This is a genomic window from Aliivibrio sp. SR45-2, from assembly GCF_963890165.1.
GTDB classification, from domain to species: domain Bacteria; phylum Pseudomonadota; class Gammaproteobacteria; order Enterobacterales; family Vibrionaceae; genus Aliivibrio; species Aliivibrio salmonicida.
Genome location: NZ_CAWPRC010000200.1, coordinates 1 through 12,192, shown reverse-complemented (window position 1 = coordinate 12,192; position 12,192 = coordinate 1). Strand labels below are relative to the sequence as shown.

The 12,192-nt window shown below is 38.8% G+C and carries 10 protein-coding genes and 1 pseudogene; 2 read left to right on the top strand and 9 right to left on the bottom strand.

Going from position 1 to position 12,192, the window contains the following annotated elements; genetic code table 11:
• Positions 1-479: pseudogene (locus AACV33_RS19215) on the bottom strand (EamA family transporter); the annotation flags it as partial.
• 139 nt (positions 480-618) lie between these two features.
• Entirely contained in the window at positions 619-1,029 is a 411-nt protein-coding gene (locus AACV33_RS19210; protein WP_017020762.1) for a LysM peptidoglycan-binding domain-containing protein, read from the bottom strand.
• A 434-nt stretch (positions 1,030-1,463) separates the two neighbouring features.
• Here AACV33_RS19210 and AACV33_RS19205 point away from each other — a divergent pair, with 434 nt between their 5' ends.
• The gene (locus tag AACV33_RS19205; RefSeq protein ID WP_023603204.1) at positions 1,464-2,207 is read left to right on the top strand and encodes an HAD-IIB family hydrolase; all 744 of its coding nucleotides are present in this window, start codon (positions 1,464-1,466) and stop codon (positions 2,205-2,207) included.
• A gap of 134 nt (positions 2,208-2,341) precedes the next feature.
• Here the strand turns inward: AACV33_RS19205 and AACV33_RS19200 are convergent, their stop codons facing one another.
• The 4 genes from AACV33_RS19200 to AACV33_RS19185 are packed head-to-tail and all read right to left on the bottom strand — an operon-like array spanning position 2,342 to position 8,779.
• Positions 2,342-3,187 carry a DUF7281 domain-containing protein gene (locus tag AACV33_RS19200; protein ID WP_182700549.1) on the bottom strand — a complete coding sequence of 282 codons (846 nt, stop codon included), beginning with the start codon at positions 3,185-3,187 and terminating at the stop codon, positions 2,342-2,344.
• Positions 3,184-4,482, bottom strand: coding sequence for a hypothetical protein (locus AACV33_RS19195; RefSeq protein WP_182700548.1), 1,299 nt, complete (start codon positions 4,480-4,482; stop codon positions 3,184-3,186). The genes AACV33_RS19200 and AACV33_RS19195 overlap by 4 nt, the downstream gene beginning before the upstream one ends.
• Positions 4,482-5,120, bottom strand: a complete 639-nt coding sequence (locus AACV33_RS19190; protein ID WP_182700547.1) for a hypothetical protein — start codon at positions 5,118-5,120, stop codon at positions 4,482-4,484. Before AACV33_RS19190 ends, AACV33_RS19195 begins: the two co-directional genes overlap by 1 nt.
• A complete protein-coding gene (locus AACV33_RS19185; protein ID WP_182700546.1) occupies positions 5,117-8,779 on the bottom strand; it encodes an ATP-binding protein in 3,663 nt (1,220 codons plus the stop codon). Before AACV33_RS19185 ends, AACV33_RS19190 begins: the two co-directional genes overlap by 4 nt.
• Before the next feature lie 218 nt (positions 8,780-8,997).
• Between AACV33_RS19185 and AACV33_RS19180 the strand changes: the two genes are divergently transcribed.
• Positions 8,998-9,849, top strand: coding sequence for a WYL domain-containing protein (locus AACV33_RS19180; RefSeq protein ID WP_026469696.1), 852 nt, complete (start codon positions 8,998-9,000; stop codon positions 9,847-9,849).
• A 117-nt stretch (positions 9,850-9,966) separates the two neighbouring features.
• Here AACV33_RS19180 and AACV33_RS19175 read toward each other — a convergent pair whose 3' ends face one another.
• The 3 genes from AACV33_RS19175 to pnuC all read right to left on the bottom strand — a co-directional run.
• Positions 9,967-10,650, bottom strand: coding sequence for a Crp/Fnr family transcriptional regulator (locus AACV33_RS19175; RefSeq protein WP_023603198.1), 684 nt, complete (start codon positions 10,648-10,650; stop codon positions 9,967-9,969).
• Between the two features lie 130 nt (positions 10,651-10,780).
• A complete protein-coding gene (locus AACV33_RS19170) occupies positions 10,781-11,515 on the bottom strand; it encodes a nucleoside phosphorylase (RefSeq protein WP_182700545.1) in 735 nt (244 codons plus the stop codon).
• Positions 11,512-12,192: nicotinamide riboside transporter PnuC (gene pnuC, locus AACV33_RS19165; RefSeq protein ID WP_182700544.1), on the bottom strand; the 681-nt coding region annotated here is incomplete at its 5' end. The genes pnuC and AACV33_RS19170, both read right to left, overlap by 4 nt.

Here is a 12,192-nt window from a genome sequence, read left to right as displayed (position 1 = left end):
CATTTTAATTTTAACAGTAAGTATTCAACCAGTTTACCGACGATTTTATTAAAATGCGTCGCAAGTCCTATCGCTGCACAGATAAACCATATTTGACTTGCCGATACATTCCATCCGTCATTCCATGCTAATAAGAACAGGCCAGAAATAGCAATTGGCAAAGAGAACCAAAATGCTCGTGGTGGCCTAGAACCAAACAGTGGCCAAGCAAGCAAAGGGACAAATAGCATGGCTCCAACAAAATAAGGCTGAAGAAAGTAATACGCCAACCCCCATTGAACGAAGACAATCTTGCCACAAGGCTTTTTTCAAGCCACTGAAACAAAACGGCAATAAACACAATGATGCCAAAATAAACGAATACCAATAAAAGCAAATGGAGGTAACTCTTGAATCGCTTCTTTTTAAAACACCCGGCCAGCGCCAGCTAAAAAAGTGGTTATAATTAAAACAGGTTCTGTACGAAGTTTAGTTAGCATAAAAGGGCTTAATAGTAATGATGAGGAAAATAAAAAAAGAGCATATTGTGATTACAACCAACATGCTCTTTTTATGCTAAATAGCTTATAGATATATAGATGCCGAACTTCGTAAAGTTATAACCTCTTAAAAATATGACTATTTAATATTAATTACATCACCAATAAGAAGACGCTTAGGGTTTTTAATTTGAGGATTTAATTGAAGTAAATCGTCTAATGCGATCCCTTGGTCTTTCGCGATGCTATATAACGTATCATCTTGCTTAAGTGTGTAATACATAACGGCTTCATCAGCTTGCTGTTGAGCTTGTGCATTTAGCTCATCTTGTTTCACACTTAACTGACGAACAGTTTGAGATATTTCCTTTCCTTCACTTTGTTGCTTTTGTAATTCACTTTCTAATGTACTTACTTTTGATTCTAAGGCGCTAATCTGGTCGGTCTGATTTTTTTGCTGAGCAATAAGTTCATCATTTGATGCACAGCCCGTAAGAACTAATGCAGACATTAGCGACGCTGCTAGAATGATATTTTTTTTATGTTTCATACTTTTCTCACCACTTCATCTATTTAATAAAAGAACTACGAGTATTGTCATAAAAATAAGGCCATGCCACAAGTAAAAGTTCGTTTTATCACTCAATTCTGGTTGTTTAGTATCATTTAAAGATAGGTTTTAATGACAACATCATTAATTTTAGTAGTAGAAAACCATTTCGATGTCCCGTTTTTGCGATTAAAAATGATGCGAGAAGATTCAGAACGATAAGTCCAATTCATTCAATCTAGTTTTCTAACTTTTAACTGGTTATATATTGAAAATGAAATCTTGAATATTTTTTATCTGTGATCATATCGTATTTTTAAAGACCATTTAGTATACACACGGATAATTTCAGATAACACTAAACACGACTATTGTCCAATACACACACTTAAAAGCATTACGTTTCTCTCGACATCAACAAATAGGTAATCACCATGATAAAAATGCTCGTTTGCGACTTCGATGGTACGATTAATGGCGGATCATCACTAGGTGTAGACCAATTTTCAGCGTATCTAGATACACAATCCGAACTGCATTTTATTATTGCTACAGGGAGAACCCTGCCCTCGATTAAAGAAGGATTAACTACACATAACTATCCAAAACCTCGGTGTATTATTAGTGATATTGGCACGCGTATTAATTATGACTGTGATTTAATTGCGGATGAACGCTGGCAACACCAATTACAAGAAAAATGGAATAAATCTGCTGTACAAACTGCTTTGCAAGACATCAACTTTTTAGGAGAGTGTAATCCATCACATCAAGGCGATTATAAGATCACTTTTGAGGGACAGCTTAACCACAAGCAATATTCAGCAATTGTAACGGCACTTGCACAACAATCGATTGATGTCGATATCACCTATTCCCATGATTGGTTTCTTGATATCACCCCAAAGGGAATAAACAAAGCCAGTGCCATTCACTACATCATGCAAAAATACAGTCTGACTGCAGAAGAAATTTGTGTTGCCGGTGATTCTGCCAATGATACCAGCATGTTAACCATGCCAGGTATTAACGCCATTTTAGTCGCCAATCATTATAACGAAGTTGCTCATTTGTCCGTGCTCAATCACGTATATACAAGCAATGCCTCGCATGCAGAAGGCGTATTAGAAGGGTTAATATACTGGCAAAATAATGCGGTAGAAGAAATGACGAAATAGCATTCATAAGTGACATTGAGAGCACATTATCTTAAAGGTTACTCACCACCTTATTTCATAAATGGCAATATCGCCTTGTTTAGCTTTTATTTTTGACTAATGAGCGCCTTTTAGATGATAAAATATACTAGTAACTAGATTTTATATAAACTTACACTTATATCGTTTGCCATTATTGATTCTTGGGTTATCCCTTTTTCTACATTAGACATTAATAACTTTAGGTTAGAAGGAATTAGTACTGACACTCGTTTCCAGTTTTGGTACTGATTATTAAATAGATTTGAACGCCCATGTTCTTTAAGCGCCTCTTTTGATAAATCTGGAACGAGCATATAATCAGCCCCTGATGCAAAGGCTAAAGAAATACCTTTAGGGTCTGTATCAAACCAAGCGACAAGTACTGCCTTTGGAAAAGCGAGTGCGATTTCTTTTGATATCACCCCGCAATCCTTATCTCCTCGGTAGACGATAAGAGGATTCGGCTCCATGTCCGTTTTCACCAATCTAAATTTTGAAAATGCTTCGTAGTTTTCAACAATCACGATTTGATTGTGTTCAATACTTTTCAAACAACTTAGAGGGATTTCAATGTTCATGCCCTCTTCTAAATCGTACTTTCTGCCATTTATGTTCGTAGATAAAAGCCCATAAATTTTAATTACCTTGCCTTTGACAGGCCTTGAGCTTAACTTCTCGTTTGGAAAAAACTGAGCCATATCCGTTCGAGAATTCGGGATAGGGTCAGTTAAAAGATCAAAACCTGATTGTTCTTTAATTATTTTTCTAATTTGACGTATATCTCTAGGCGTCAGCTGTAACTTTTCACCACTGGTAATTCCAACACTAAAGTCGCGGTGAAAAATCTCAAAAACGCCACTCAGCACTACATTGGTACCGTCTTTAACCTTCGCTGGAGAGAAAAGCTGTTTAAGACGATTTAAATCACTACTGGTTATATTATCAATAATTCTACTCACAGTTTCCTCGCTATAGACACATCTTCTAAGTGAAGGTTGCCATAACCTATATTGCTACCTGTTGCTAAATAGGTATAAGACCCAATAGGCTCGACGATAAAGCCTTTGCTATCTTCGGGAAGCATTGAGCTATGGAAGTTAAGCACGCTAAATAACCACACATCTTTAGCGCAAGTGAGCTGGTCAAGATCTTCTGGTAAATCACTATTGATTTGCTCGTAATATTCCAAGGCGGAAATACTGGTTTTTCCCTTCCCTATAAAAGCTTCAGCAAAAAAGGTATCGCAATGAGAATCAATGTCCGCTTCAATCAACTCTTGTATTTCAACATCAAGTGTCAATTCTCGGCGCTCAGCTTCTTCAACAACCGGAAGTTCATCTTGTTCGACAGGTTGTGCCGTGATTTTCTCAACAATATCGGCCAATTCTGGCTCTTGGTCCATATCATCAGGATTTGGATGGTGCGCAAATTCAATCGGTTCTGAAAGCCAAAACCTCGGTATGCCATCGTACTTTGCTATCTCATCGGGCAAAATCAAATCTTCACTTGGTGTCCAGTGTGGCTCTTGATCAATAAACCGATCAAAGGCGTTGATCAGGTCTTTATCACGCTCTCGGTTACGATACTTCAGCATCAAAGCTCGAAGTTGAATTAGGATAGACCCGAGCTCTTGTTGGCAACTACGAATAGCTCTGTGCATTTCAGTACAAAACAAGGTGTTGAGCTCTGAGTTATCTCCAGCCGTTTCACTCAACAACTTAAAAGAAAAAGCTTTCATGCCACTAACAAGCTTTTCAGCTTGCTCTATAGCGACTTGGTTCTCTTTTTGCTTTTGGACGAGCGTATGACCATAACCAAAGTCATAACTGATACGGTTTCTTAGGCGACGACAAGACTCTTGCAAATCCATTGTGATTTCATAGACTACCCCTTCAAGGCTATTAAACCTATCTGCCTCTTGTTCTCTTTTGCCATTTAATTTAGCTTCCAGATATTCTTGTGCGAGGTTCTGAATTTCTGGAATGCGCTCAGCGTGTTGAGTTCCAAGAAATGAACTAGCTTCCGTTTCAAGGAAATAGTTCATCAGTGCTTCCATCTTAGGATGTACACGGTAGCCGCGGCTTGTCACGATAACAACACGGGCTTCTTTTAACTTACGTAGGTCGTTGGCGTTCTCATGAGTTTCACGTATCGTGCCATTTTCAAAAACATGAGTTAATGTGTCCTTTGCTTGGCTGATTAAGCTAAGCATGTGGTTGACGCCACCATGTTTCCCATTGTTTTGAGAGCTCATCAAAAGTCGAACCCCCCTTGGTTCTCGTTTGCTTTGTTAACTGCTTCAACGATCTTTTCATGCGTATCTATGAAATCGAGCACCTCGTAAACAAAGTCTAGTTTTCCGGTCATCACATAGAGCTGACGCTCTTTGTTTACTAAATGAGCCACCCCTTCTTTGATCAAAAATTCGATAACCACATTGAGTTTTTCAGTTGCACTGTCGCGCACTTTTTTTCGACTCACTTTTGGAAGTCGATAAATACTATCGAGTTTCTCCATCAAACTAGGAGACGATTGGATTTGCGCGCTCAAGACAGGCACACTTAACTCATCGCCACCAACCATCACAGCTTCAACTTGAGCAGCCTCACTGACTGTCGCTACAAACTTAACCACTGGTCGAATAATACCGTGTACATTGTTCATCAGCGCGGTCACCTGACGACGATTGTGATCGTCTACACTCTTATAAGTGACATAATAGGCGCTGGTTCGGCTCGTACACTGAAGCTCTCGGTTCATAAGAGTCAACGCTTGATTAATTTCTCGGCACGTACGGCCCTCTTTAAGCGTCTTGTAAGCTTCACGATCAGTTGCTGGGCAGATAAAACTACCACTAAGTAGAGACTCTAGGACTTGTGATACTGGCTTCATGCTTCTACTCCTGTGCTAGTTTCAGCGGCTTTGGCTAACGCGAGTTTACTTACTTTAGGTTTGTTGAAAATGTTCTTGTAAGGCGTTAAGTGGTACAGGTACTTAAATAAATTGGCTGTACGGTTATTACCATCGGGCTGAGCCGCAATAACATTGAAGTTGTGTGATCCCATCATCTTAAGCAGTTTGGCTTGGTTTTCTGCCGTCAGTTTACCAATCTCATCGGTTGGGTAAGTTATTGATAGTCGACTTGCTCCACGTTGTTGCGTCAGTAGCGCTAAATACAACATGGATTGAATAAGCAAGTTCGTGCCATTACTGGCTAAGTCACGCATATCTTTATCTGTTTTGGCGGTTTTACGCTGGTTGTTCTCGATAACTTCAAATTTGATGTCAAACAGCTCAGTAGGCTTCTTAACTTTCTCGGCACTAATATGATAAGTCAGTGTATCTAAAGCATTGTAAAACTCTTTAGTTGGTAGCTCAGCAGATCCCGTTTTATCCCACTCTTCATAAATCTCAGAGAAGTTAATAATATCTTCCCAACCTTGTAGTTTGGAAAGTGTACTTTCAACGTTAATGTCAATAGAACCAACCACCGAAAAAGTGTTATTGACCTTTACTTGTTCGGAAATATTGCGACCAAGTTTCTTAATATCACGATCGAAGCCAAGTAGCCGATGCTTGAAGTCAACGAGCATGCGCCCCATGTTGACCGCGCTTTCAATTGTTATACGGGTCACTTGAGGAATAATGTCATTCATGATGATTTCTAGTATATCTATTCGCTTAGAGTCACTAGCAACAATATCTTCTGTAATAGTGTTTCGGCTGCTTTCATTCCAGAAACGATACAGTTCCCCGTCACCAAGGTTGAGAGTGATAGTTTCCATCTGTTGTATATCTTTTTTACGTTGCTTAGTAAGCCTCTCTAACTCTGGGAGTTTGCTCTCCACATCATTCAATAGTGAATTTAAATCGCCGTTATAATCGAGCGCCTCTTGGATCCCTTCTTCGCCCTCAAACATCACGTAGTTAGTTAGGCGAGAGATTGCACTGTCAGCTCGCTGCTTGTGGTTCTTTAAGATAGAGAGTTTTTCATCAAACTCTTTCTTGGTTCGATTAGCTTCGACTCTAAGCTCTTTCAGTTTAGTTTCAAAAGATTGAATTTCCTGATACACCGTTTCAAGTTCTTTTGCCTTAGTATTACGATCGTCACGCCTCTTAGGGTCATCCACTTCATAAACAGCAATCCATGTCTCATATTCTTTGATCTTATGAGACTTCGCTTTTAAGTTTTTGATCTGATTATCAAGAAATTCAATTTCTTCTTTATAGCGTTGATAGATTTCACCGCTAATACCTTGCTCGCTCAACCGCTGTTCATACTCCGTTTTGATACGCTGTTTGTTCTCGCCTAACGTCAAAGTACTTTTTGCCAGTAGTTCGTCTATAGCGCCGATCGTGAGAGCAAGTGATGATTCAATATTGCCAATTTGAGTAAGCCTATCGTTGTTTAGCTCTAATTTTGCCTCTTTAAAACGCTCAAGCGCCAATGAGACTTCTCGCTCAGTCTGGGATATGGCTTTCTCAATCGATTTGATGCTTATATTTATTTTTTCGATTAAGCCCTCTTTTGCACGGGCAATCTCTATTTTCTTATTGTTAAGGTTAACCTTAGTTTGAGCTAGGTCACCTTCAGCGTTGCGCAGCTCATTGCGTAGTCGTGACAACTCTAGACCTGACTGTTTAACAGCAGAGTTATTTTTTGAAATTTTCTTATTAAAATCGATCTCTGCATCGTCAAGCTCATCGATAAGATCCATCAAATTAGCTTGCTCTTCGAGATCAGCTTTATTGGTGACACTACAATCAGCTAGGTTGCTCGTATCGATGTATAAGTCATACATAGAACCTGAATCTTCAGTCATTGATGGTGTGAGTGTCGTGTCCATCAAAAGCTCATCGGTAAGAATACGACCAAGTGGAGAGCTTTGCCATCCCTGTCGATTAGCTTCCAAGAATGAGAACAAGGTTCCTGAATCTGGGTCTAATCGGTTACTGACTACTTTGAATCTAGCTTCGGCATCGCGCTTGTTACGACGAGTGTCCTCTAAGCTTTCGAGTAGCTTTTCACGTTTAGTTTGTAAGTTGCCTCCTTCCTTCTCGATCACAAGTGTCGTGTGTTTTAACGTGTCGACTTCCTCTTGCAATCTGTCCTTCTCTAACTCCAATTGTTCTCTCTGTTCAATGAGAAGCTCATCAATATCAGGATTTTTTAGTCGCTGTTTTTGAGTGGCGAGATCAGCCTTACGCTTCATTAGAGTCGAAGATTTGTCAGTAGTGAAACTTGTATGAGATTCGGTCAGTTCCTTTAACTGTGGCTGATACACAGCGTCTATCTTGTCTTTCTTAACCTTGAATTCTTTTTCGGCATCAAGTTTTTGCTCTATTAGGTCAGACTTTTCTTTATTGAACTTACTAACAAGGCTTTGTTTGTCTTTCTCATGCTTTGCTTTAGCATCATTGAACTTAATTTCAAGATCGGCGTAACTTTGTCTTTGATGTGTCACCTTATCTTCCATTTCTGGAAGTTGCTTAAGCTTAACCGACAGTTCTGGGTAACCATTATTTTCGTATGTTATAAGCTTGCTGTGATGAACGTCGATCTCAGACTCAATACTTGTAATAGAACGTTGAAGAGCATTCTGTCGAACCTCTTTATCGAGCTTTTTTTCATTAATTTCGCCAATCTTCCTATCGCTATTCTCAAGAAAGTCTGCGCGCATTAGATCTGCTTTCTTACGGGACTCATCAAGGTTTTCAGAGGCTTCACGAATGATTGTTAAGGCATTGGCGAGCTGAGTGGTTAAGTACGCGATCTGCTGATTGTTCGCAATAGCTTCAATGAATGCATCTTTTTTATCTAGGAAAGCTGTTAGACCGCTGTAGTCATCGCACCATTGTTCAATTCTGTTCGCATCCACACCAAATTCTAGTGTGCTATTACCTTGTTCAAGAATATCAAGAAAAAGCGCCTTGGTGTCGGCCATGTTGAATTCACCCTGAATCAATGCGGCGGTGATTTTTTCGATATGACGAACATCATGACGGCCAGAGCACAAAGAATAACTTAGAAACTGATTGTTCAAAGTTCCTGCATTAATGTTTTGGATAATTTCGCGGTACTCTTTGACACTAGTAATACGGGACTCATAATCCAAACCGTTAACGGCCAGTTCTGCGGCCAATTTTGTACAGGCAATAGCGTATGGTTTTTCTTCGCTGTCTTGTTTAATGATCACTGATTGTTCAAACTGACCTTTAACGAAAAGGTAAACAATGCCACCTTTAGTACTGAGGTTTCGATAACAAATGACATGAGCAACTTGACCACGAGCAGTAATGTACTCGAAAACAATATAACTGTTGCTGTGTGGTAAGTACCATTCTACAAAGGGTTTATTAACATTCGATTTCCTGACGATCTGCGTGCCAGTCGCTCCATAAAAGAACGGAATAAGCCTTAATAATGATGTTTTTCCTTCTCCGTTACCGCCAGTGATCTGAGTGGGAGAATCAAAGTAATACTCTGAAAACATCTTGTTTTTCTGATAGGAATTTATTGCGATAACTTTGGTTAATCCGGCATACATCATCGTATTTATCTCGATCTTTGTTGTTTTCTTGATTGAAAATCAACTAGGTTGAATTTTTGGCAACTAAGTCAGGTTACAGCTTGCCATATAATTAATGCTCTCACAGAAATGGCTCCTGAATCTAATACGCCCTTCTCAATATCCATAATAAATATATGTACTTTATTGCTACATGTATATACTGTACACATCAACATGTAGCATTTGTGAGCAGGAACATGATTCAAGTAGATATTAAGTGGGACCAACAAGTAAGATTTCGATTAATTGAAATCATAGCCCAGTGGGAAGGTCGACTGACAACAAATCACCTATGTGACGCTTTTCATATAGGCCGCCAACAGGCTTCTAGAGATATCAATAAATACATTAGTCTTACAGGCCAAGATCAATTGATACTAGATAGGACAATTAAGGGTTACAGGCCAGCAGATAGCTTTAAGCCTCTATTTACTCAAGGTACTGCTCATGAATATCTTATGATGCTTCATCAACAGTACAACCAAGAAGAAACATTTGAATTTTTTAATTGGGGGGAAGCTCAATCGACAGTATTGAATGTTCCGGAAAGGGCTATATCACCAAAAATCGTTCGAAGTTTAATTGCTGCCGCAAGAGCTAATCTTCGCGTAGATATTGATTACGTGTCCCTCTCAACACCTGAAATTCGAGGACGTATAATTGCTCCTCATAGCTTGGTTTATGATGGTATTAGATGGCATGTGAGAGCATTTTGTGAAGATAGAAATAGTTATCGTGACTTTGTATTAAGCCGTTTTAGGAACGAACCTGACTTAATGGATAGATCACAAAATACGCGAGAATATGATGATGATTGGAATCACCAAGTTCAGTTAACTATTACACCTAATCCCTACTTATCTGAAAAACAACAATGTATCGTTGCTGACGATTATGCTATGAAAAATAAAGAGTTAGAAATCACAACTCGCAGAGCTTTAGTACATTATTACTTACGTCGTATGGGAACAACACAAGATGAAGGGCTACTAAAAAAAGAACCGGAAGTTCATCAATTAACCGCACATTTCGACACAAATAGATATTAATAGTGAAGCCGATAATTAGTTTATCTAAAAAGAATTTATTATAATAAAGGTGTAAACACATTTCAGGACAAGCCAAAAACACAAAAAGCCCGCATCTTTCGATGCGAGCTTTATATTCTATTCATGCCCTTCTAAAAAAGCTCTCAATTCATCTTCATTAATAATAACTAAACCTTGATCACTTTTTTCAATAAGATTTTTATCTACTAGGCTTTTAACCGCTCTTCGATATACTCTTTCAGACGTTCCAAATCGCTCGGCTTCTTGAAGTACTTTATCAAAACTCCCTAATGCCGCAGTTATACCACTTTTCTGCATTAATAGGTCATACCCAATATTATACGCAATAGGATGTAACAAACGGTTGGTATAGATATCCATTGAGTCTTGATAATCTTCTGCTAATGCTGCCGCAAAAAAGAACATCATCTCTGGCTGTTTATATAAGGCTTTAGTTAATGCTTTTAAGCAAATAGTATCTACTTGCAAATACTCATCCGCTGCGACTGTCCACTGACAAGGCGTTTGAGTGAAAAATTCCATTTCCCCAAAGATATGATAATCACAGTTAGCCTCACCAAGCTGAAATCGTCTCCCATTAAGAGCCAAAATACTCATAGACACGCGACCACCAGGAACAACATAAATGTAGTCTAGCGCCTCACCTTGACGAAGTATTTCAGTACCTACATCAACATAACCCGTACTTACTTGGCATTGATAAAGCAGCTCTTTAAATTTATTACTTTTACTGGCTAAAAATGAGTAAAAGCGACCAGAAGAATAAGGACTGATTTTCATAATGAACTCATCGAGAAACAATGGCTGCAACGTTAATTAGATCCAACTCTAAACACAACTCTTTCTAGCCTTTTGCCCATAAGTTGTGCTTTAGATCGCTTTAATTCACTAAAGCACAATTTTACTTACTCTATGCTCCTTGCTTACATAGCGCTTCTAATGCGGTAATGGCGGCTAATCTTTCGCCATTCATCATTGCTTCATTATCATTAACATATTGATTAACGCCCTCTTTCACGTCTTGTTGGTAAAGAACGACATTATTAAGAATAGAAGCAACCTGTAATCCACGAAGTCTCCCTACCGTGAATAGTGCTGACGTTTCCATATCTGCACCTAAAATGCCTTTCTTATTCCAATACTGGCAGAGTTGCTCTTCTTCATCGGTATAAAAGCTATCGTGTGATCGAACTACCCCAAAGTAATGCTTTACGGATTGACTCTCTAAAAAGTGGTTTATTTCTTTTAATAGAGTAAAACTCGCATAGGCTGGATAAGCAGAACTAATATAGGCTTTAGAGCCACCTTCATCACGCACTGCACCTTCAGCAATAATCAATTCTCCTAGTTGAATATGATCTTGCATCGCACCCGCAGATCCCACTCGTATAACGTGTGTAGCACCGCATAGTTTTAACTCTTCAACTGCAATAATCATTGATGGTGCGCCAATCCCTGTACTACAAACTGTGATAGGTGTTTCTTTATATTGACCGTTAAACACTCGATATTCTCGATTTTCAGCGAGTAGCTCAACGTTATCCATTAACTCAACAATTCGATTTACTCGATCTGGCTCTCCACACACAATGACATAAGGCGCTACTTGATTTTCATCAACACAAATATGTGGTTGTTTACTCATGCTATTGCCTTTTCTACTTGTTTATCATTACTATTTTCTTTTGCTGTACGAGCCCATTCACGAGCACCATTAGCGGCGATAAACATAAGGATTGAGTATTGAACTGACATCGCAAAAACACCTTGAGTTGCATAAATACCAATACTAATGATGTTAATTACTATCCAGAGCATCCAGTTTTCAACATATTTACGAGTCATTAGAATCTGAGCGACGATAGATAAAACGGTCATAGTCGAATCCCAGAATGGAAATGCATCAGGCGCTAGTACTGGTTTAGCTAGCTCAGCACCAAATAGATTCATCCCATCAACAGCAATTGTTGCTAAACTAAAGAAAAATGGATCGATGTAGATAGTTAGTAAAGCTATAGCAACAATACTCACTCCTGATATAGCAAGAAGTTTAGATGAACTTAACCAACGAACTTCAAGTGTTTCTCCACTAGAGTTAGGTTTTGTCCATGCATACCAGCCATAAATGTTGGCACAGAAAAAGAAGAGCTGAAGTAATAACAGACCATAAAGTTGTATTTGAAAGAAAATGACAGCGAATAATGTGACATTCAGTAAACCAAAAACGTAATTAATGGTTTTTTCTTGGCTTGCAAACCAAATACACAATAAACCAAAAATAGTACCAAAACCCTCTACCCAACTCATGGCATACCCACCACC